Source organism: Acinetobacter schindleri, from assembly GCF_010918895.1.
In the GTDB taxonomy this organism is placed as follows: Bacteria; Pseudomonadota; Gammaproteobacteria; order Pseudomonadales; family Moraxellaceae; genus Acinetobacter; species Acinetobacter schindleri.
Window position 1 is genome coordinate 499,138 of record NZ_CP044483.1, and the last position, 20,825, is coordinate 519,962.

General features: G+C 43.3%; 23 protein-coding genes. All 23 read left to right on the forward strand.

Annotated features, from left to right (window positions below):
* Positions 1-71: 71 nt before the first annotated feature.
* The 23 genes from FSC11_RS02525 (at position 72) to FSC11_RS02635 (ending at position 20,793) form a co-directional block, all read left to right on the forward strand.
* Positions 72-278: a hypothetical protein gene (locus tag FSC11_RS02525; protein WP_163164946.1), complete on the forward strand. Its 207-nt coding sequence runs from the start codon at positions 72-74 to the stop codon at positions 276-278.
* Entirely contained in the window at positions 238-822 is a 585-nt protein-coding gene (locus FSC11_RS02530) for an HNH endonuclease (protein WP_163164948.1), read from the forward strand. The genes FSC11_RS02525 and FSC11_RS02530 overlap by 41 nt, the downstream gene beginning before the upstream one ends.
* Positions 823-1,279: 457 nt before the next feature.
* Positions 1,280-1,804: a phage terminase small subunit P27 family gene (locus FSC11_RS02535; RefSeq protein WP_163164950.1), complete on the forward strand. Its 525-nt coding sequence runs from the start codon at positions 1,280-1,282 to the stop codon at positions 1,802-1,804.
* Between the two features lie 10 nt (positions 1,805-1,814).
* Positions 1,815-3,650, forward strand: a complete 1,836-nt coding sequence (locus FSC11_RS02540) for a terminase large subunit (RefSeq protein WP_163164952.1) — start codon at positions 1,815-1,817, stop codon at positions 3,648-3,650.
* A complete protein-coding gene (locus FSC11_RS02545; protein WP_163164954.1) occupies positions 3,647-4,915 on the forward strand; it encodes a phage portal protein in 1,269 nt (422 codons plus the stop codon). The genes FSC11_RS02540 and FSC11_RS02545 overlap by 4 nt, the downstream gene beginning before the upstream one ends.
* On the forward strand, positions 4,890-5,630 hold the full coding sequence (locus tag FSC11_RS02550) for an HK97 family phage prohead protease (RefSeq protein ID WP_163164956.1): 741 nt from the start codon (positions 4,890-4,892) through the stop codon (positions 5,628-5,630). Before FSC11_RS02545 ends, FSC11_RS02550 begins: the two co-directional genes overlap by 26 nt.
* Before the next feature lie 69 nt (positions 5,631-5,699).
* Entirely contained in the window at positions 5,700-7,019 is a 1,320-nt protein-coding gene (locus FSC11_RS02555; RefSeq protein WP_227591001.1) for a phage major capsid protein, read from the forward strand.
* Positions 7,020-7,098: 79 nt separating this feature from the next.
* Positions 7,099-7,395 carry a head-tail connector protein gene (locus FSC11_RS02560; RefSeq protein ID WP_163164958.1) on the forward strand — a complete coding sequence of 99 codons (297 nt, stop codon included), beginning with the start codon at positions 7,099-7,101 and terminating at the stop codon, positions 7,393-7,395.
* Position 7,396: 1 nt separating this feature from the next.
* Positions 7,397-7,630, forward strand: a complete 234-nt coding sequence (locus FSC11_RS02565) for a hypothetical protein (RefSeq protein ID WP_163164960.1) — start codon at positions 7,397-7,399, stop codon at positions 7,628-7,630.
* 9 nt (positions 7,631-7,639) lie between these two features.
* The gene (locus tag FSC11_RS02570) at positions 7,640-7,990 is read left to right on the forward strand and encodes a phage head closure protein (RefSeq protein ID WP_163164962.1); all 351 of its coding nucleotides are present in this window, start codon (positions 7,640-7,642) and stop codon (positions 7,988-7,990) included.
* Entirely contained in the window at positions 7,981-8,409 is a 429-nt protein-coding gene (locus FSC11_RS02575) for an HK97-gp10 family putative phage morphogenesis protein (protein WP_163164964.1), read from the forward strand. Before FSC11_RS02570 ends, FSC11_RS02575 begins: the two co-directional genes overlap by 10 nt.
* The gene (gene gp17, locus FSC11_RS02580; protein WP_163164966.1) at positions 8,406-8,774 is read left to right on the forward strand and encodes a tail completion protein gp17; all 369 of its coding nucleotides are present in this window, start codon (positions 8,406-8,408) and stop codon (positions 8,772-8,774) included. Before FSC11_RS02575 ends, gp17 begins: the two co-directional genes overlap by 4 nt.
* Before the next feature lie 54 nt (positions 8,775-8,828).
* Positions 8,829-9,365 (forward strand): phage tail tube protein, encoded by a 537-nt coding sequence (locus FSC11_RS02585; RefSeq protein WP_163164968.1) that lies wholly within the window; start codon positions 8,829-8,831, stop codon positions 9,363-9,365.
* Between the two features lie 73 nt (positions 9,366-9,438).
* Positions 9,439-9,969 carry a phage tail assembly chaperone family protein, TAC gene (locus FSC11_RS02590; protein WP_163164970.1) on the forward strand — a complete coding sequence of 177 codons (531 nt, stop codon included), beginning with the start codon at positions 9,439-9,441 and terminating at the stop codon, positions 9,967-9,969.
* An 8-nt stretch (positions 9,970-9,977) separates the two neighbouring features.
* Positions 9,978-10,127, forward strand: coding sequence for a hypothetical protein (locus FSC11_RS02595; protein ID WP_163164972.1), 150 nt, complete (start codon positions 9,978-9,980; stop codon positions 10,125-10,127).
* Positions 10,128-10,192: 65 nt separating this feature from the next.
* Positions 10,193-10,528 carry a hypothetical protein gene (locus FSC11_RS02600; RefSeq protein WP_163164974.1) on the forward strand — a complete coding sequence of 112 codons (336 nt, stop codon included), beginning with the start codon at positions 10,193-10,195 and terminating at the stop codon, positions 10,526-10,528.
* Positions 10,529-10,586: 58 nt separating this feature from the next.
* A complete protein-coding gene (locus FSC11_RS02605) occupies positions 10,587-14,471 on the forward strand; it encodes a tape measure protein (RefSeq protein ID WP_163164976.1) in 3,885 nt (1,294 codons plus the stop codon).
* 41 nt (positions 14,472-14,512) lie between these two features.
* Complete coding sequence (locus tag FSC11_RS02610; RefSeq protein ID WP_163164978.1) at positions 14,513-15,724, forward strand: hypothetical protein; 1,212 nt, start codon at positions 14,513-14,515, stop codon at positions 15,722-15,724.
* Positions 15,724-16,644 (forward strand): phage BR0599 family protein, encoded by a 921-nt coding sequence (locus tag FSC11_RS02615; RefSeq protein WP_163164980.1) that lies wholly within the window; start codon positions 15,724-15,726, stop codon positions 16,642-16,644. Before FSC11_RS02610 ends, FSC11_RS02615 begins: the two co-directional genes overlap by 1 nt.
* Before the next feature lie 7 nt (positions 16,645-16,651).
* The gene (locus FSC11_RS02620; RefSeq protein ID WP_163164399.1) at positions 16,652-16,957 is read left to right on the forward strand and encodes a hypothetical protein; all 306 of its coding nucleotides are present in this window, start codon (positions 16,652-16,654) and stop codon (positions 16,955-16,957) included.
* A gap of 8 nt (positions 16,958-16,965) precedes the next feature.
* A complete protein-coding gene (locus FSC11_RS02625) occupies positions 16,966-17,142 on the forward strand; it encodes a hypothetical protein (RefSeq protein ID WP_227591002.1) in 177 nt (58 codons plus the stop codon).
* Positions 17,129-19,846, forward strand: a complete 2,718-nt coding sequence (locus FSC11_RS02630; RefSeq protein WP_163164984.1) for a phage tail protein — start codon at positions 17,129-17,131, stop codon at positions 19,844-19,846. The genes FSC11_RS02625 and FSC11_RS02630 overlap by 14 nt, the downstream gene beginning before the upstream one ends.
* The gene (locus FSC11_RS02635) at positions 19,843-20,793 is read left to right on the forward strand and encodes a hypothetical protein (RefSeq protein ID WP_163164986.1); all 951 of its coding nucleotides are present in this window, start codon (positions 19,843-19,845) and stop codon (positions 20,791-20,793) included. Before FSC11_RS02630 ends, FSC11_RS02635 begins: the two co-directional genes overlap by 4 nt.
* The last annotated feature ends 32 nt before the right edge of the window (positions 20,794-20,825 follow it).

A 20,825-nucleotide genomic window follows, 5' to 3' on the forward strand; every position in this document is an offset into this window, starting at 1 on the left:
AGAGACTCTTTTTTTATGGCTGTATGTTGGGCGCTGGGCTTGGCATACAGTCTTTTTTTTGAGTGTAAGCAATGGCATACGGATCGATAGAAGTTCAGATCTCAGTGAAGTTGAGCAAGCGTCGAAAGCTGTTGCTGATTGCTCTGGCTGCAGCAGACAAAATTATTCAACTCAAAACTACAGATAAATTACGCAATTTAATTATTAATCGTTCAATCAAACTTGTTCCGGTGAAACATGAAGAAGGTACCCCAGAAGGCGAAAAGACCTTGCCTTAGTCAGTCTTGTAAGGATTACGCAACTAACCAAGGTTATTGCGATAAACATCAGGATAAGATCAGAAAGAAAGATCGTGAACGGGGCACAGCGCATCAGCGTGGCTATGATGCTCGCTGGAGCAAGGAACGTGATGAATTCTTAAGACAGCATCCATTATGTGTTGAGTGTCGAAAGAAAGATTATATTAATCCTGCCACAGTGGTTGACCATATCATTCCACACAAAGGCGACCAGACATTGTTCTGGGATAAAACAAATTGGCAGCCGTTATGTGAAACTCACCATAACATCAAGACTGCTACCGAGGATCGGGGCGGTTGGTCTCCAGTGACAAAGCAAGTCAAGGCCAATCGGGAAAGCAAAAATGAATTCCAAATTAATGATCAACTTGTTGTTGCTACTGAGTACGCTCAAGAATGTTTGCTCTGTGATGACAAGACTGTGTTCACTGTGATTGAAGTCCATGACAAAACAGTGTTTGTCCAGGATGAAGATGGCAACGGTGGCCGGCTACATCATTCACACTTCAAACGGGCTAGCTGATGAGCAGAAAAGAATTTGAAGAAACCATTAAGCTATCTCCAAAGTACTGGCGTTTGGTTTTCTGCTATGGAGCCGAACTATTCATTTTCGATACTGATTTAAATGAATATAGAAACTTAGCAATCCAGATTGCATATGAAGTCTGGTGTAAGCAAAATACAAGCAATCAAAAGATATAACGGTCTAAGATTAGCGTCTTGACTGTATGTTGGCAGCTGGGAAGACAGCACGTTCAAGTGTAAACAACTAGAACATTCTCCATGATGACAAACCCATTTCGTTGGCTTCAGCGGAATGGGTTTTGTTTTTCTAACAGATTCAAAGGGGGATATGGGGTCAAAAGTCCAAACCGACCTCTCATAAAAGACCGCCCCCCCGTCAAATTTTTACGTGGTCAAAAGTCCAGAGGGGGGTATACCTCCGAATATTTATACAGATTGAAATTTTGGAGGCTCCTATGTCTAGAACTGGCCGTCCTCCTAAACCATTGCAAGAAAAGATTTTATCCGGTGCCCGAATTCGGAATGACCGTGATGAAGATGCACAAGTAGCAAATGCTGCAGTGGCTCTAGGAATGCCGCCTTGCCCGGCATGGTTAAACAAAAAGGCAAGAAAGCATTGGGATACATTAGGGCCGGCACTGGTCCAAGCTGGCTTGCTGTCAGTGGTGGATGGTGATGTGTTTGGATTGCACTGTGACAACATGGCTGCTTATGCCGAAGCAATGGAACGGCTGCAGGAAGTCGAAAAATGGGTGGCTAAAACGCCAAACGGTTTCGAAGTCCAGGCAGCATGGCTGCAGATCCGTAACAAACTGCAGGAACAAATTATCAAAACAGCGCGTGAGTTTGGACTTACGCCAGCTGCTCGTTCAACTGTGAAAGCAAATAAACAGCAGCAATTAGATTTATTAGGTGCTGGTACCGCTACTGGTGACAGCAACGATCCATATGATGGCTTTACTGCCCGTCAAAGTTGTTGAGTAAGTTTTCATGCGGGATTATTTCAAGATTTCGCTCCAGTACTGTCTTGATGTCCGATCTGGAGCAAGAACGGCAGGGCAGTTAGAAAAACTTGCTGTAAAAAGATTTTTAAGTGATTTAAGCCGTTCAAATTTTGATGTTGAATCAGTCGATGAAGAAACCCAGGCTTTACTTCAAAAGCTGAAGTTTAAGCCAAAGCCAGACATTGATTTCGACTATGAATTAGACCTGGAAAGAGCGCATCATGCACTCTTTTTTGTGGAAACCTGTCCACACGTTAAAGGGAAACTCGCAAAGCTTAGACCAGATGGCACACGCCAGTCTTTGATTCTGGAACCTTGGCAGGTCTTTGCCACACTGAATATTTTCGGTTGGGTAGACCATGAAGGAAAAAGGCGGTTTTTGTATGTTTATATTGAGGTCGCAAAGAAAAACGGAAAATCAACCTGGCTTGCAGCCATTGCCTTGTATTTGGCTTTTATTGATGGCGAGATGGGAGCTGAGGTTTACACTGCAGCAACTTCGGCTGAACAGGCAAAAATTGTATTTAACGATGCAAGTAAAATGGCCGAGTACTCGCCAAAAATGCGTGAGCGCTTCGGCATTGAATACTCGAAATATTCAGTGTTCCAGACCCATACAAACAGCGTTATTAAGGCGCTATCACAGGATCGGGGCGGCACAAAAGACGGTCTGAATGTTCATGCTGCCATCATTGATGAACTGCATGCCCATAAAACCGCTGACATGTACGACATTGTGGCCAATGGTATTGCAGCTCGTGAAGAGCCCCTGATTCTGGCCATTACCACTGCTGGAGACGATACAACTTCCAAGTGTTACCAGGAACGTCAGGTGGTGGTCGATATTCTCAAGGGCAAAGCAGTCCATGAGCAGTACTTCGGTATGGTTTTCTGTCTGGATCGTGGTGATGACTGGCTAGATCCAAAGGTCTGGCCAAAGGCAAACCCGAACTATGGGGTCTCAGTGACTGAAAAATACCTGCATTCGGTATTTGAAAAAGTCAAAGTAAGTCCGAAACAGGAAAGTATTACCCGCCAAAAACACTTGAATGAGTGGGTCGGTGCTGTCGATGGCTGGATTGCTCCAACGATTTGGGAGAAAGCGGAAAGTGAAATCAGTGAAGAAAGCTTTACTGGTCAAACTTGTTTCGGTGGTTATGACCTCGCAAGCCGTCTGGATTTAGCAGATTGGTGCCGATTAAGGCCAAGACTGGAAAATGGCAAGGTTCACTGGCATGCATACTGTAGTCACTACATTAATGAGCATGTGGTCGAGACCAAAGAAGCCATTAATGGTGAAAAACGTCCAGATGAATATCCTGTCTGGCGTGACCAAGGGCATTTGATTGTCACGGAAGGTAAATCCACTGATTTCAACCGAATTCAGCAGGATATCGAAAAATTCCACATGGACAATCCATTTTATGAACTTGGGCACGATCCATACCATGCAGCACAGCTGACATCGAATTTGATGGACCAGGATATCAACGTTATTGAAGTGCCACAGCGGGTTGAGTTTCTAGATCCTGCCATGAAATGGATCGAAGTCTTACTTACGGAAGGCCGGCTGCATCACAATGGCGATCCGGTGCTCAAGTGGTGCATGTGCAATGTGGTGGTGAAACCTGATGCCAAGGAAAATATTTTCCCGCGTAAGAGTGCGCCAGCCAAAAAGATTGATGCCGCAGTAGGTTTAATTATTGCTGCATCACGGGCCATGCACTATGACAACGAATCCGTTTTTGATTTGGTACCAGGTGAAGAAGATGGAAACATTGATGACTGGTTGAATGACTTGATTAAGGTAGCTAAGCGATGAGTAAAAAACGCGATAAACCAAAAATTCGTGATAAAACCAATCGCGATAAGCTGAAGGCCCGGGGCACTGGACCGATGCAAGACAAAACGGGGACGGTCATTTGGGATCGTCCCCGTTCTAGTTTTAAAACAGCGAAGCCTGTGACATTCGACAGTGCGATGACGCTCAGTGCTGTGTTTGCCTGCGTAAAAATCTTGACTGAGTCTGTGGCCACTTTGCCATTGCAGATGTACAAGTTGAATGATGATGGTACTCGTACTCAAGTCAAAGATCATGATGTGATCCGGCTGTTATATAACAAGCCGAATCGTTACCAGACGCGAGTCGAATTTTTTGAACAGTTAATGCTGAACCTGGTGGCAGGCAATGCCTATGTCAAAAAGGATTTTTCAGGAAAGAAACTGGTCAGTTTACAGGTGATCAACTCGGGATCTGTGGACCCTAGTATTCAGGAAAATGGCACGCCACTGTACAAGTGCAAGATTGGCAATAAAACAGTCGAATATACCGATAAAGAAATCTGGCATATCAAATTATTTGGTACTGGTTTTGTGGGAATGTCGCCTATTGCTTATGGTGCTCAATCTATTGGTGTTGGTCTTGCTGGTGTCGATAAAACATCTCGTTTAATGTCCAACGGTGCCAAGCCAACAGGGGCCCTAAAGACTGATAAATATCTGAAAAAAGAGCAGCGTGATGCATTACGCGGTGAACTGGATATTTTAATCAATGGCGATGATGGGGATTTGGCAGTACTAGAAGGCAATATGCAATTCGAGCAAATTAGCTTAACACCTGAAGACCTTGAGTTGATTGAAATTCGAAGATTATCAGTCGAAGAATCTTGTCGCTATTTTGGTGTCAATCCAATTCTAATTTTCAGTACAGATTCCAGTACGACTTGGGGCAGTGGTATCGAACAATTGGTCGATGGCTTCCATAAATTTGGATTACGTCCTTATTTAGAGCGTATTGAAGAAAGTGCGCGGATTCATCTATTGCAACGGCATGAATGGGATGAATTTGAGTTCGAATTTAAGACCAAGGACTTATTGAGAGCTTCTTACCTTGAACGAATCAAGTCGAATAAAGATCGAATTTTGAGTTCTCAGGCGACACCTAACCAGATCCGTGTTGAAGAAGGGGATGCACCATTGCCTTATGGGGATGAATTACTGGTGCCAGTCAATATGACAACTGCCGAACGTATGAAAAAAGGCAATTATGGAGCGAAAGCTGATGAAACAAAACCTGCTAGTGCGTAATAAGGCACTGCCAAATTTGCCGAAAGTTCAATGTCGGCGCATGCCAATTACTGTGGATAACTGTCGATTTATCAACAAAGATGAAAAGACAGGTGTAGTAAAGATCAGTGGTTACGCTGTTAAATGGGATTCAGTCAATTATTACGGTGAAAAATTCATTCGTGGTGCCTTTGCTGAAGTTTGTGCAGCATTTGCAGCTGGTACGAAGAAAGTTCACTGCTATTACAACCATGGCTGGCGACTGTATTACGTCGATTCCCGAATGGGCATGCGTGTCGGTAAAATTACGGTCTTAAAAGAAGATGATGAAGGTCTATATCTTGAGATCGAACTGACACCAGGACTGGCAATTGCGCAAGATGTCGCAGCAATGGTCATGCATGGCACGATAGATGGTTTTTCGATTGCATTTTATCCACCAACGTCAATGGATATGGAAGATAAAGGCACTTACATCGAAATTAAGCGTGCTGATATTTATGAAATCAGTATCGTGGATGAGCCAGCCGACAGTGCAGCACGAATTATCAGTGAAGAGGCAATCGAAGCAATACAATCGGCAGATGATGCTGAAGAATTGCTGCGATCCGTTGGTCTTGTTGGTGATTATGCCAAAAAGCTGATGGCACGTATTTCTGGTATTCAGCAGCCTGAAGAAACTCCACCAAAATCTGATCCAGTTAAAGATCCTTTCGAGTTTCTTGACAACGTATAAAGCAATTTTTTTAAACATGACCCGCTCTAAATAGGCGGGTTTTTCATTTTCTATGCATGGAAAAAAATTATGAAAGCACTTTCACCAACAGCAATTGCATTAGCTATGACAGCTGCACAAACTCAACCGGCTCAACCTTTATCAAATCTGCAAACTCGTGATACGTCACAGCTTGATCAGCTGGCCATTCAATTACGTAACCGAGTTGGGCAATTCGATGAATTACTTGAGCGTTATAAATCTAAACTAGAAGCACTTGATGGTTTGCCAGATGACCTAAAAACTGATTTGGAAGCTCGTGCCAAGAAAGTTGCTGAGCTTGCTGGAGAAATTGAAGAAATTCAGCAGCAACTGGTCGATGGTGTTCATGAACGTAGCAAATCTGAACAAGATACCATTGCAGCAGCTCTGATCCGCAATAAGGATGCTGTTGAATTTGCTAAAACAATGGCGACTCGTTCTGGTAAGAAAAAAGAATCAGTGGTCTTTGAAGGGATCAATGCACGTAACGTCATCACTTTGGCAGGCTTAGGTACCAATGGATCGTTGGCAAAAAATGATGTATCTCGTACATCATTCCAGGCACCTTTATCAGTGATTGATTTAATCAACTGGGGTTCAGCTGATGGTGATGTGGCTGTATTCCTGCGTGAATCTGCTTTCGAAATCATGGCAGATATTGCTCCTGAAAATACAGACAAAGCAGAATCTGATCTTGAATTCGGTCCAGTTCAGTTGAACATCGGCACGATTGCACACTGGATTCGTGCATCTAAGCAAGTTCTTGCAGATATGACCTGGCTTGCAAACTACATCGAAACTCGTATGACATACGGTGTGCGTTTGAAGCTTGAATACTTTGTTGTCAATGGTCATACACCAACATCGCAGAATCCAAAATGCTTCAGCGGTCTTCTTGAAGAAGACAACTATGTTGAAATCGTAGCAGATGACAATGCAACAGCGATTGATGTGTTGAACCAGGCGAAATACAAAGCAGCTGATTCTTACCTATTGCCAGACAGCATTATTTTAAACCCGGAAGATTGGGGCAAAATTGAGCGTATCAAAGGTGAAGATGGCCATTATGTATTTGGCGCGCCAGGTGCAGCAGTTCAGCCAGTACTTTGGGGTGTACCAGTCGTTTTCGCAGCTTCAATGCCTAAAGGCAAATATTGGGTAGGTAACTTGGCGATTGGTTTTGATGGTTTAATCCGTGAAGATGTTGCTGTGACTGTATCAACAGAAGACGGCAACAACGTAACCAAAAACTTAGTGACAATTTTGGCAGAAATGCGTGCTTCTGGCGCAGTTGTATTGCCTGATGCATGTGTCGCTGGTGATTTGCCTGAAATCCCTGCAGTAACGCCTCCAGTTGGTGAAGGCTAATTTCTGAAATAAAAAGCCCCTATTTATTATATTTAGGGGCTTTTTTTACCTCTTTTCCAGTTTCAAAAAGGCTATTTTTATGAGTGATTACATTGACCCAGCCATTGTGAAAAAGCAGTTACGTGTCCTGCATGACCGTGATGATGACTACATTCAATTACTCACAAAAGCAGCTTTAAAACATATTCAAAACTTCCTGGATCGACCACTTGAAGAAGTACTGGACGCTGGGAAATTGCATGAAGATCTGACCATTGCAGCCTTGTTGATCATTACAGATATGTATGAGAACCGGGCAGCTCAAACTGAGGTCAATCTATACGTCAATAATGCAGTTGAGTCATACATGCTGCCGTATCGAAAAATGGGAGTGTGACATGCCTAGAACTTATGTACAGAACTTCTATGCCAATACTGCTGAAGAGCTTACTAATGACATTAATGCTCATGCGCGGTTGATGACTGCAGAGATCCAAAGCTTACAAGTTTTTAAAAGCCCAAAAAATGAATGGTTTGAAGCCATCGTGGTTTTTGAAAATCCCATAGTGGTTTCCATGTTAGAACCGGACATTATTGATGGACCGGGTATTACATGCAGTCAAACCGGATAGGAGACTGATATGCGTACAGGACAGCTTCATCATTTCATCACTGTTCAGCGTGAAACCTCTGTCCGTGCAACGGATGGATCAGGAGACCGGATCAAAAGCTGGCAGAAAGAATTCGATGTTTGGGGTGATATTGATGCACTCAGTGGACGCGATTACATTGCAGCAAAAGCACAGCAGAACATGATTAGTCATCGAATCAGTATTCGTTACTCAGATATTCCGCCTGGCTTCGAATGGCCAGGTTGCCGGATTGAATCTGAAGGCGTGATTTACAAAATCAATGCTGCCTTGCCTGACAATAAAAATGGCAAACATTGGATCACATTGATGTGTGAATCAGGGAGCGCGGTATGGGTATAAAAGGATTAGATGAAGCCATTGAAAATATGGCCAAGCTGCGTCGCGGTACCCAGAACAAGATTGTGGGGAAAGCCCTGCGTAAAGGTATGGTACCAGTGCGGGATGAAGCGAAAAAAAACGCCAAGCAGATCGATGATCCTGAAACCCGTGAAAAAATCTGGCGAAATATTCGGATTCAAAAGAAAAAGAAATTGCCCAAAGGTGAAATTGGCTATGGGGTCGGGGTGGCTGGTGGCGGTAAATCAGGTGGTAAAGGACCGGGTTTCGATACCTTTTACTGGTGGTTTGTCGAATTAGGCACATCCAAAGTGGCTGCTGATCCGTTCATGCGTCGGGCATTTGAAGCAAAAAAAGCAGAAGCAGAACAAATTGCAGCAGAAGAAATTAAGCAAGGGATTTATCAGGAGTTGAGCAGATGATTATTTTGCCACTTGAAGAGCTTTGCCAAAAAGATCCCTTACTGGTTCAGTTATTGTCAGATCGGGACGGGCTCAAGCTATTCGAGTTTGATCCGGATGTTAATGTCAAAACACCTTATGCCACCTGGCAGATTATTCATGCAGCAGGTGACGAAAACCTTTCTGGTGTATCAGAAATGGATGAAGTCCTCCTGCAAATCGATATTTACGGAAAGAATAAGGCTGAAAATCGCCAGATTGCAAAACTGATCCGTAAAGCAATTGAAGAAGATTGCCAGGTTGAAGGCTTCAGCGGAAATATACGTGAACCAGACAGTGATCTGTTCCGTATCAGTCTGGATACCAGATGGTTTGAAGAATCTTAAAAAATCATACGTGACCGCCCGTTTGGCGGTTTTTCTTTTTTTGGAGTAAAAAATATGGCTCGTCGTACACAAGGCAGCGCGATGTGGATGGTGGTTCCTACGACCTCTGATCCTGAAAAATTTGAACTGATTAAAATCGGGGCACCAAAAGATCATAAGCCAGGTACCGATACCAAGGAAAAACTGGAAATTACGGATCTTGAAGAAGAGTACTCTAAAAAGTACTTGGATGGTGGCGGTCTTTCCGATACCGGTACTGCAACTTTCTCAATTCTTGCAGATCCGAAAAATCCTGCACATCAGCGTTTATTCAGCATGGTGGCATCTGGTGAAAGTGCAACATTTATCCAGGGCTGGCCAGGGGAAAAACGTGGTTCGGTTGCTCACATTGTGCCAGAAGTGGCTGAAAATGGTGAAATCACTTTAAGCAACCAGCGTACCTGGACCAAATACAAGGCTTATGTAGACAGCTTCCCGCTGGATATTGATGCCAATACAGTAGTGCAGACTACGGTTACCCTGCAGCGTCAAAGTGCACCGGAATGGATCTGGGAAACAGCTGCACCACAGCCACCAGTCGTTGTACCTTAATTAAATTCAGCTTAAAGACCCTGCTTTCGAGCGGGGTTTTTATTTCGTTCTCAAAAAATAAAGCGGGTAAATCATGAAGAAATTAAATCCACTTGAGCTGAAAAAACACGTTGATGAAACCAACTCCCAGCGAGCAATTTTAAAAGACATCGTTTTTGTGGAAAATGGTGTTGAAGTCATCGGCCAGATTTACGTTAAAAAGGTCAGCTATAAAGACCTGCGTGAAATTGAAAAGTCTTTTAACTGGCTACCGGATGAAGAAGATCCAGGACTGCTGACCCTGCAGGATATTGATGAACTGCGTCTGCGTTCTGCTCAGATCCTGGCCACAGTCTGTATTGATGAAAAAGGCACGCCATTCTTTAAGGACATTGATGAAGTCCTGCACTCTTATATGAATATGTGTAAGGCGATGTGGTCAGTATCCAATGAAGTCAACTTATTTGTGGGAAAGTTAGCGACGAAGAATTCGACGAAAACGAAATCTTCGCGGAACTCGCGATCCAAGGCATCTGCGGAAACAGCATTGAATCCATCCGAAACAACATCAGTCAATGGGAATACGCCTACTGGCGAGAATACCGGAGACGACGCGGAAGCCTGAATTTAGGCTTGCGCTTTGAAGAAGTCCTGGCACAGCTGAAGATGATGTTTGCACAGTCTAAAGGTGCTGAGCATCCAGACATTTACGATTATTTGCCGCATTTTGATAAACCTGAACTTTCTGCCCGTGAAGCTTATGAGCAGTTCTGGAAGGAATAATCACATATTAATTTGATTTCCTTTCTTGCATCTGCGTATATTCTAGACATTCATGGGGGAAAATTATGAAAAAACTGGTTTTGATAATGGCATGTCTGGTGAGTATGCCTACATGGTCAGCATCAACAGATAAAGATGCTGATCAAAACTGTCGTAAATATCTAGAGATGGCCGAAGTGATCATGTATGGTAGGAATAATGGAATTCCCTTGTCTAAAGCTCTGGAATTTAATGACCAAGTGAATAAAAAATATAAAGATAAGAACATGGAATTTATCATGCGTAGCATGATTGTGGATGCTTATAAGCAACCAACTTATTATAGTGAAAAGATGAAAACTGATCAGCTGAATGAGTTTGCGACCAAATATTATTTAGGTTGTATAGAAATTTTAAAGTGAAATTATTTTACAAAAGCCACCCAAACGGGTGGTTTTTTTATGCCTGGAGTTTTTGTGTATGTCTAAATCAATCGGTGTTTTAACACTGGATCTGGTGGCACGTACTGTTGAATTTGACCGTAACTTGCAACGTTCTCAGCAGCAAACCAGAACTTCAGGTAATGCTATGGCTGCTGATCTGCAACGGGTAGAAATCCAGGCTAAAAGTACAGGTGAGTCAGTTAAAACATTAGGTAATACAGTCAAGACAGCTGTTGCAGCTTTCGTGACAGGTAGCTTAATCCAGCAGGCCGATGGTTATACCCAGATGGCAGCGCGTGTGCGAAATGCGACATCTAGTCTGTCTGAATATCAGGTGGTACAGGAACATCTGTACCAGACTGCACAGGGCACATTCCGAAATCTGGCTGAAGCCCAGGAAGTCTTTCTTGCCAGCTTTGATGGATTGAAAGAAGCGGGTTATAACACTCAGCAAGTTCTGGCCATTACCGATTCATTAAGCTATTCCTATGTACATAATGCAGCATCAGCTGAAAAAGCGGCATCGGCAACGGCTGCTTATGGCACGGTGATTGATAAAAACCGTGTTGAGGCTGATGCCTGGTATTCATTGATTGCAGCTGCTCCAAACCTGCTGAATGATATTGCATCAGCTACTGGAAAAAGTACTAAAGAGATTCGCCAATTAGGTGCTGAAGGTAAACTGGCAGCCAATGACTTGCATGCAGGGTTATTGAAATCCCGTGATGCCAATCAGGCTCTTGCAGATAGCATGGAAAACAGCTTGCAAGATGGTGTCACAAAAGCAACAAATGCAATTCAGCGCTTTACTGGTGAGCTGAATATGCAGTATGGCGTAACCGCCAAGGCTGCAGATGCATTTGGATATATGGCAGACAATATTGAACTTGTTGCCGGTACCGGTGCAGTATTTGCGGTGGGTGCATTAACCACGGCTATTGCCAATAAAACAGTCGCGTTAAAAGCTGAAATTACAGCAGGAATTGCAGCACGTCAGGCAGCAGTAGCACAAGCTGAGGCACAAATGCAGGCACTAGCTGCTGAGTCTTTGCGCATGCGCCAGCAGGCTGCATTGGCAGCGACTGAAGTTAATTTGGCTCGTGCAGAATACAATGCAGCTATGACAGCAAATGCCCGGGCGGTTGCAGTTCAACGTCTGACTTCTGCAGAAATTGCCCTGAATATTGCGACCAAAGCCAGTACTCAGGCTACAGCAGCATATACGGGTGCTCAGACTGCAGCAGCAGCTGCAACCACTGGTTTGGCACGGGCTAAAGCCATGGCATTAGGGATTCTGGGTGGTCCTGTAGGGTTAGGGGTGACAGTTGCTACTGTAGCAGCAAGTTATCTGTTGCTCAGTAATAATGCCAAAGAAAATACCCAATCTTTGCGGGATAACAATGTATCTGTAGATGATGCTATTGCCAAATATCGTGAACTGAATGCAACCAAGCAAGCTGGCCAGATGGTTGAAGAGCGTAACAAGCTCCAGGAACTTGAAAAACAATACAAGCAGACTGAAACAGCGTTGTCGATGTATGCCACTGGAATGGATCGAGCCAATGATTTTGTCAGCCAGTCGCAGCTTGAACTGGAAAAACTGTTTAAGGAATACAAAAAAACAGGAGATCTGGACCAGTTCACAAAGAGCGTTCAATCCTCTGGCAAAATCACGCAAGTGGCCAAAGATGAAGTTGCACGTTTGGCAACACGGGTCAATGATGCAGGTAGTGCTGCCAAAACCCAGAAACAGTTTATCGAGCAGCTTGGTACTGGCGTGAAAAAGGTGGGTGATCAGGCAAAACAGTCAGCTGCAGAATTAAGTGGCATGACAGCTGAGCTTGAAAAACTGCTCAAACAGGGCAAGTCAGATACCTTCAAGAATAATTATCTGGCACAGATGATCGATAAATATAACTTCGATCCGAAGTATGCAGAATTGCTTTATGAAGCACGTAAAGCCAGTGGCCTAAAGGATAATCAGGCATTGCCGGCAAGTGTATATAAAGAACTTAATGAACGGTATCAGTCTGAAAAGCGTTTAAATGACATCCTAGATGAACGAGCTAAAAAGCTGAAACAGGAGGCAAACCAACTCACGGTTAATGCCAAGGTTCGAGCTAATGCAGAGAAATATAACTTTGCATCACTTGAAAGCCAAAATGGTTTACCTGCTGGCTTGTTAGCTGCAGTACAAATGCAAGAAAGTGGAGGTGATACTTATCGAAAAGGTAAGCTTCTTACTTCTCCTGCAGGTGCCAAAGGTTCTTTCCAGTTCATGGATGCAACAGCGAAACGTTTTAATGTCAATGTTGCAGATATGGCTTCAAGTGCTCAGGGTGCAGCAAAGTATCTCGGTGTGTTAATGAAACGCTATGATGGCAATATTGAAAAAGCCATCATGGCCTATAACGCTGGTGAGGGTAATGTTGATTCAGGCAAGGCTTATGGCTTCAAGGAAACAAAAGGGTATTTAAATAATATCCTGGGCTATATGGCGGGTGAGTCTGGTTTTTCAGTTAATGACATCAAGAAATCAGCCAATGACTTTCTGAAAATTCAGGAAGAACAGGCTGAGATGCGTAAGCAGCTGGAACTTGATGTTGCTAATGAAGTTACCCGTATCCGTTCAGATCTGAAGGATAAGGTCAGCGAAATTGAGAAAGCAGGTTTTGCGCCTGAACGGCAAAAAGAGCTGATCAATGAATATACCTTGCGGGCTGAGAACGAGATAGCAGTCACTGAGCAGGCACTCAAAACCAAGCTGGATGACTTCGGCAGTTATTTACTTACTGAAGAAGCTCTGATCAAGCAAAGTTATGCCCGTCGCCAGTTTGAGGTACAGCATGATTTAAGTTTGACCAAGGCACAGCGGGACCAGGCATCAGAAGCCTTGCGTAAGCAGATGGTTTATGAGCTTGAGCAGAACCGTATTGCTGAAGAAAAAGACCTGCTGCAAATCAAGAAAAAGTGGATAACCTCTGCTGAATATGCTTCTCAGTATTATCAACTGGTGCGTGATGAGATCCAGTCCACTGCAAGCTATACACCAAATCAGAAAGCCATGCTGTTACAGCAGGCACAATTTGAATATGGTGAAGAGCGTAATACTGTTGCGGAAAATTATCGTCGAGTCACGAATGGCGGTATTGATACTTCCCTTGAAGACCGCTTTAAAGATGAACAGGATGCGATTCTTGAAGCCTATGAATGGGAGCTAATTACTCATGAAGAGTTTAGATCCCAAATGATTGCTGCTGAAGAGCGTTATTATAACGCCAAAGCACAATTAGGCCTTGAATCCATGGCTGGCATGATGGGTGGCTGGGCGGATGTCTTTAAAAATGTCTTGGGCGAATCATCTGGTTTTTATCATGCAGCTTTTGCTTTAGAGAAAAGTTTTGCAGTAGCCAAAGCAACGCTGAACGCGCCTTTGGTCTATACCCAGACGTATGCAGCTTTAGTGGGTATTCCATTGATTGGTCCATACATTGCAAAACCTGCAGCAATTGCTGCAGCAGGTTTGCAAATTGCCCAGGCAGCAACAGCTGGTAGTGTGGCATTTGCAACGGGTGGTCTGGTTCGTGGCCCTGGTACCGGTACCAGTGATTCAATTCCTGCCCGTTTGTCAGACTATGAGTATGTAGTGAAAGCAGCCTCAGTTCAGAAAATTGGTGCATCCAATCTGGATTACATCAACCGGACTGGACAGCTACCGCCACAAAGTAATGCTCTGGTACCCAATGTTGGTAGCGGATTGCAGTCAGTTCAACCTGCAGCAGCTGCACCACAAATCATTGATAACCAAGTGTCGGTGATTATGGTCAAAGATATGGATGAGGCTAAGAACTACAAGTCATCAAAGGAATTTGAAAAAGCGGTTCTTTACCACATGAAACGAAATCGTAATGCTCTTGCATAAGCTCACTTCGGTGGGCTTTTCTTTTATCTCATGAGGACAAAATGAAAGTACAAACCAAATATGGTGATGCAGTTGTATTGGCACAATGTCCTTTGCTCACGTCCACAGAAAAACTGGAATGGCTGACTGAAGTGCATGAAAGCTTTAGTGGTGATGAAATCCGTCATCCTTTACGTGATGCTCCGCGTCAGGTACTGAAATTTGAATACGCTGCATGCAAAAAGGCATTGGGCGATATGTTTCATATGATTTGGGCACATATGAGTGATCTTTGGGCTATTCCCTTGAAGCAGATCTCATTGCCGGTACCGGATACAGATGGAGATTTCATAGTATTTGATACAGCAAATGTGGCCACTCATTTATTTGTAGGCGGGTATGCACTGATCGAAACTGCAACTGAACAGCATGTTGTAGAGATCACGGATATCGGGCGTTATGTGATTATTCAGGAAGAGATCCGGGACCCGGATACAGATGAAATTATCCAGGAACTGGAAACTGAATATCAGGACGGCTTTCGGATTTCCAAAAGTATTGATGTGATCAATGCCAAGATTTCACCTTTGCGTATATGCGTAATGACGGATGATGTTGATTTATCAGTACGCAGCAAAATGGTCGGTTATGGCATCGAATTTCATGTCCTGACTGAAGATGCTCCAAGTTATACAGCAGAAGTTCCAGCACAGTACCAGGGCTTTGATTTCTACACCATGCCATTGTTGCTTGATAGTACCTCCTTAGGCATGCGGCTGCATAAACACCAGAATCGTGTCGATGGAGATGTTGGGGGGTTCAAAACGTACAGTCACTGGCAAAAACCGCGGTATGAAAAAAAGCTGAATAGCCTGATTTTTTCAAAACAACATTACCTGGATTACTACAAATTTTTGTACAGGCGTTCAGGCCGGTACTGTGAGTTCTGGCAGCCGCTGTATGAGAAACATCTGAATATTTTGAATACCGGATTTGTTGGCACAGTTTTAAATATTGGCACCAAATTCATTGTGGAAGCTGACCGTAAACATATTGCAGTCAGAAAGATGGATGGAACCTGGTCTGCTCATGAAATCACCCAGAAATCAGAACAATATTTCACTGTATCACCACCAATCAATGCACAGCGTAGCCAGATCAAATCAATCTGCTATCTGGGCCTGTACCGTTTTGATTCAGATCATATTGAGTTCGAATTTTTAGGAAAAGGTCGTGCACGGACCACTGTGCAAATTGTGGAGATTGGCAATTAATGGCACGTTCAGAACTTTATCAATTTAAGCACGGGGAAAAGCAGTGGTTTTTTACCAGTGCACGCAAGGCGATTACCCATAACAACATCACCTATTACCCAGTGAAAGGCTTGAGTCGGGGAGATATTTTAGATGCAGATATTGATAAGTGTGAAGTCGATCTGACTTTTCCGCATCCCTATCCGTTATTTAATGATTCTGATGATAATTTTGCGCAGGTCTTTCTCAACAAGATTTACTTAGAATCGGTGTATTTTACCCTGATTGAACTGGATGCTGGTGAATCACTGGTGCTGTTTAAAGGCCGGGTGACGCAGCCAAAATTCGATGACCGTGATAATACGATGACGCTTGTCTGTTCGACTGCAGAAAGCTTTATGCGTCGCAAGATTTTGACCCGTAAATACCAACGTACTTGCCCGAATACAATTTACGACAAGTACTGCGGCCTTGATTTTGATGAATGGTCATTTGATGTGACGGTGACCTCAGTCAATGGTCTTGATGTAGCGTTTACTGTCAATCCAACTCAAGTCAAAGATGATGAAGGTAATCCGGTATTTGAGCAGGTTCCAGTGCTTGATGAGTTTGGCAACCCTGTTCTTGATGAAGATGAGAATCCAATCTTTGAAGATGGTGAACCGGTGATGGAAATCAAATCCTATCCGTCTGGTTGGCTGAATCGCGGTGTGCTGAAAAAGGATGGTGTGTTCACCTTCATCACTGGCAATGGTGCAAATGGCAGCATTCGCCTGTATCGCCAGCATATCGGCCTAAAAGTGGGTGATGTAGTGCGAGTGGCACCAGGCTGTGATCAGTCCATAAAAATGTGTCATGAAAAATTCAATAACCATAAGCGTTTCGGTGGCCATCCAAATATGCCGACCGAAAACCCACTCGAAACTCAGTTAATTAAGTAGGATAAAAATGAATATTGATATTTTATTGGCTGGTTTTGATGTTGATCAAATTCAACGCCTGGTTTCTTTGGCACCTTTGGTGTGGCTTGCTATTGGGGTTGCAGCGCTATCCGCTGCTGTCGGTGTTTATACATTCTTGCAAATGCGCAAGATGCAGAAGAAAAACCGACCAAAGCCAAATCAGCTGGATGGCACAATTGCAGACGAAGGCACTTCTTTTTGCGACATTGCTGGTAGTCCGCATGTGCATGCAAATATCACTGACATTTGGGACAAATCCACCAAGGCAATTAAAAAGAAGGGTGGGAAGTGAAAATCTATATGTCTGATATTAGAAAAGCAAAAATGTGCTCGGCAGGTGCCCGGGCATTTTTTTTGCGTCAAGGCTGGGACTGGCAGGATTTTCTTAAAAACGGGATTGAGCTGTCAGTTGTCGAGAGTTCAAAAGATGCAATGGCTTTGCAGGTAGTGGAGTTAGTGAGAAATGGGCGGAAGTAGTTCACAAGTTGTTGGCTATCGCTACTATGCGAAGTTTGCAGCATTTATCGGGAATCGTATTGAAAAGTTTATCGGGATTAATTTTGATAACCGTGGCTGGATTGTAAAAGATCAAGACGATAACAGTAGCTCATTAATAATTGACAAGCCTTCTTTATATGGAGAAAACGAAGGTGGTGTTGCAGGAATTGTAGATATTCATCCAGGACTGCCAGATGCAGAGCCAAATGCAGAGTATCAGAAATACTTTCCCTTGGTTTCTGGCTACCCCTATCAATCATACTTAGTCTTTCGTGGCCTTGGTGGAGTGAAGACAGACGGTGGATTAATTGGTGGTGTAATTGGATCACTGCAAGCACATCGCCACAATTCCTTCTACCTCGGTAACTCCGGCTACATGAAAGAGATGCTGCTATGGGTGAAGCGGATTCATGTGAAAAATAATGGGGATGTGCAGTGGTATGACATAAAAGCTGAGGTTCCCGAAGGTGGCGGGATTGAATCATCGCCAACAAATCCAAATGCCGAACCCCAAGAGATACCTGAGGGTCTAATAATCTCAAGATCTATCAAAGTGAATGGAAGTGTTGTAGTAAGTGGAGACGGCCAAGCCATACTTTCTAGTGATAAAAAGACAGTGAGCTTCCCCGGGATAGGGTGGAGCACAAGTAGTGTTGAAGATGAAGAAATAGCCACTTTGGAGTCAAGTGCAATACTAGGCTTAAGCCGATGGGTTGGCGAGATAAAGATAAGAACTCAAAACATGGCCAGTGTGTCAATCACAGGTGGAACATTTTCCCACGTTGATCCATATGACGGTTGGTTGGTTTATACCATTGATTTCATCGGATCTTCATTTAGTGTGCGTATGAGTAGTAAGCGCGTTGTAAATACTGATTATGCGGTATTAAAGAGATATCTTGTTCCAGTTCCAACGCCCGATTCCGGGGAAATGAATCCAATTCATAAAATCCGAGAAATACTTACCGATGATACTGCAATGGGGAAGCCTGAAACCGACATCAATAATGCAAATTTCATGCAAGCTGCAAATAGAATCTGGAAGGAAGGATTGGGGATTTCATGGGCGATTGATGAGAAGTCATGTATTGAGGCGATTGAGGAACTCTGTTATCACATTGAAGCTGGTGTTCGTGTTAATCGCCAAACCGGTCTTTATGAGATGGTTTTGTTCCGTGACGACTGGTTTTTTGAAGATGAAATTCACGATATTGCAGAAAACAAGATCAAAGATTTATCTCTTGAAGTCATGAATAGTGATGACATTGTGAATCAGCTCAATGTCACATATTACGACAGAGCGCGCATCAAGAACTCTACTTTTTCTGTTTATGAGAACGGCTCGATTTTAACAATGGGTCATGCAAATGCTGAGTCTGTTGAATTTCCGTATTTCATGAATATGCGCAATGCTGAAATTGTGGCGAACTGGAAGCTAAAGCAGTTTTCCACCCCCGCATGGTCCGGTAGTTTTGCGACTGGCTGGAAAGAGGCTAGAAAGTGGAACCGCTACGACTTAATTCGTTTGCCGTGGTCGAGCAAATGGAATGGAACTATTTTAGTTCGAATCATGAAGATTAACTTAGGCAACAGCACTGACAACACTGTAACTATTGATTTTGAAGAAGTAATTCCCTATTCAGGCGAAATGGACACCAGTATTGTAGTTGACACTCCTGTTGATGTTGGGCCACGACCACCACAACCAAACATCAGTGCAGTATTTGAAGCGCCATATTATTTAACTGTACTCCGTGCTGGCCAAACAAATACGGATTTAGAGCTATCCAATAATCCGGACATTGGCTATGTCACAGCAATTGCGGCTAAACCACAAAGCAATTCACTTAATGCGCTTCTTTATACGGATGGTGGTGCTGGTGAATTTGAGCAAGTTTCCCGGCTCGATTACTGCGATATTTTACAGCTTGATCAGCCGATTACTGAAACTACCTCATCGTTTGTGGTCACTGGCTCATTAACCCAAACAACAAACTCAAACAATTTGATTTTATTGAATGATGAATTAATGGGGTTTGTGGGTTTTGATGATGAAACAAAGGTTTTAAGTGTGAATCGCGGTGTGTTGGATACTGTGCCTAAAAAGCATAATAGCGGATCTTTATTTGTATTTGACTTGCCTGATGTTGCTTTTGATTCTACTCAATACGCACAAAGCGAAATTGTTGAAGCGCAGGTTTTAACAACAACGCCGAGTGGGATTCAAGAGCTTTCAACAGGAGTAGCGGTTGAAATTCAATCTCGTGCTATTCGACCTTATCCGCCAGCCAATGTGAAAATCAACAACACATTTATGCCGCTCTATATCGATGGTGGTTTACAACTTACGTGGTCTGATCGAAATCGATTGCAGCAGACTGGTGGTGAAATTATTGGTTATTTTGAGGGATCTGTTGGACTTGAACTCGGCACTCAGACATTGCTCACGGTGACTGAGTATGGTGCAGATGATTTAGAGTTATCAACACAAAATGCAAATGTCACTGCCGTGAATAATTTTATATTAACTGAAGCGGGGATGAGTCCAGGTGTGAAAAAAATCAGGATTTTATTGAAAACTGTGCGCGATGATTATGAGTGTTTAAGCCCATTCGATCATACTATTTTTATCTCAAACCTTGCGGCTCCAAGCGATGTTACTTTTGAGGTGCTTGAATTATGAGTGTAAAAATCAAAACCTCGTGGTCTGATAATAATGTGATTATCGAGGGTGTGCGGATATATAAAAGCCTTGCGCCATTTGATGTTTATTCAAGGCCTGAGCCTCTTGTAGAAATACTTGATGGCTCTTTAGTCTATGAAGATTTTGACGTTGAATACGGTCAAACGTATTTTTACATGCTGTCCTGCTTTTTGGGGGAGCAGGAGGTTTTTACTGAATGCTTTGAGGTTCTTGCTGCTGTCGAAACGTTTGCTGTTTTAGATTTTATTAGTTCAGCAACAACACCGGTTCGACTTTATAGCTCCTCATCGCCTGCGCCACTGCAAATCCCTGCGCATAATGCAGGCGATATTATCATTGTCTTGAAGAATGGAACCGATAACGAGTTGAGTAGTTACGGCTTCACCCAAGCCCATCTAGGGGCTTTAACTCACGAGATTAAACCATGGTTCAAGATCGCCAAGACATCGCAAGGAGCGACAAGCATACCAATTACAGCGTCGTTTTCACCCAAGGCTTGCGTGATATTAAGACCTAGCAAACCTGTCAATGAGGTTAATTTTGATTTAGGTAGTGCGCCAATTAGCGTAAGAGGGTATGGTGATTCTAATACACAAATTCAATTCACAACGCCTTTAGTTGATGTAATGCAGGTAGATGGATTCTTTGTGCAGGTGGTATCGACAGTAGGTTTTGCTACATATGGCAGTGCTCAACTTGTTACAGCAACCCCGTCTAGTCTTTTGTTATTTTCACCTAAAAAGCCGACAGTTTATATGTATAGCTATCCCGGCGATAATACTGTTGATGGGTATTACTGGAGTGGTTTTGGTGGAAAAACAAGCGCTGAAACACAAGCGCTGGGTGGCTATGCAGCTTCAATTAACAAGATACCCAATAGTAATAATACTTTTAATTTTTTAAATCTTCAAATTACAGCTAAGTAGCACCTCCGGGTGCTTTTTTATTACCAAAATTT

Bases quoted from the DNA above. Each gene is read 5' to 3' on its own strand.
- FSC11_RS02530 (WP_163164948.1), top strand. From the start codon at position 238: ATGAAGAAGGTACCCCAGAAGGCGAAAAGACCTTGCCTTAGTCAGTCT.
- FSC11_RS02615 (WP_163164980.1), top strand. From the start codon at position 15,724: ATGGCACGTTCAGAACTTTATCAATTTAAGCACGGGGAAAAGCAGTGG.
- FSC11_RS02605 (WP_163164976.1), top strand. From the start codon at position 10,587: ATGTCTAAATCAATCGGTGTTTTAACACTGGATCTGGTGGCACGTACT.
- FSC11_RS02555 (WP_227591001.1), top strand. From the start codon at position 5,700: ATGAAAGCACTTTCACCAACAGCAATTGCATTAGCTATGACAGCTGCA.
- FSC11_RS02600 (WP_163164974.1), top strand. From the start codon at position 10,193: ATGAAAAAACTGGTTTTGATAATGGCATGTCTGGTGAGTATGCCTACA.
- gp17 (WP_163164966.1), top strand. From the start codon at position 8,406: ATGATTATTTTGCCACTTGAAGAGCTTTGCCAAAAAGATCCCTTACTG.
- FSC11_RS02610 (WP_163164978.1), top strand. From the start codon at position 14,513: ATGAAAGTACAAACCAAATATGGTGATGCAGTTGTATTGGCACAATGT.
- FSC11_RS02525 (WP_163164946.1), top strand. From the start codon at position 72: ATGGCATACGGATCGATAGAAGTTCAGATCTCAGTGAAGTTGAGCAAG.
- FSC11_RS02635 (WP_163164986.1), top strand. From the start codon at position 19,843: ATGAGTGTAAAAATCAAAACCTCGTGGTCTGATAATAATGTGATTATC.
- FSC11_RS02625 (WP_227591002.1), top strand. From the start codon at position 16,966: ATGTCTGATATTAGAAAAGCAAAAATGTGCTCGGCAGGTGCCCGGGCA.
- FSC11_RS02630 (WP_163164984.1), top strand. From the start codon at position 17,129: ATGGGCGGAAGTAGTTCACAAGTTGTTGGCTATCGCTACTATGCGAAG.
- FSC11_RS02590 (WP_163164970.1), top strand. From the start codon at position 9,439: ATGAAGAAATTAAATCCACTTGAGCTGAAAAAACACGTTGATGAAACC.
- FSC11_RS02550 (WP_163164956.1), top strand. From the start codon at position 4,890: ATGAAACAAAACCTGCTAGTGCGTAATAAGGCACTGCCAAATTTGCCG.
- FSC11_RS02535 (WP_163164950.1), top strand. From the start codon at position 1,280: ATGTCTAGAACTGGCCGTCCTCCTAAACCATTGCAAGAAAAGATTTTA.
- FSC11_RS02570 (WP_163164962.1), top strand. From the start codon at position 7,640: ATGCGTACAGGACAGCTTCATCATTTCATCACTGTTCAGCGTGAAACC.
- FSC11_RS02585 (WP_163164968.1), top strand. From the start codon at position 8,829: ATGGCTCGTCGTACACAAGGCAGCGCGATGTGGATGGTGGTTCCTACG.
- FSC11_RS02575 (WP_163164964.1), top strand. From the start codon at position 7,981: ATGGGTATAAAAGGATTAGATGAAGCCATTGAAAATATGGCCAAGCTG.
- FSC11_RS02620 (WP_163164399.1), top strand. From the start codon at position 16,652: ATGAATATTGATATTTTATTGGCTGGTTTTGATGTTGATCAAATTCAA.
- FSC11_RS02565 (WP_163164960.1), top strand. From the start codon at position 7,397: ATGCCTAGAACTTATGTACAGAACTTCTATGCCAATACTGCTGAAGAG.
- FSC11_RS02560 (WP_163164958.1), top strand. From the start codon at position 7,099: ATGAGTGATTACATTGACCCAGCCATTGTGAAAAAGCAGTTACGTGTC.
- FSC11_RS02540 (WP_163164952.1), top strand. From the start codon at position 1,815: ATGCGGGATTATTTCAAGATTTCGCTCCAGTACTGTCTTGATGTCCGA.
- FSC11_RS02545 (WP_163164954.1), top strand. From the start codon at position 3,647: ATGAGTAAAAAACGCGATAAACCAAAAATTCGTGATAAAACCAATCGC.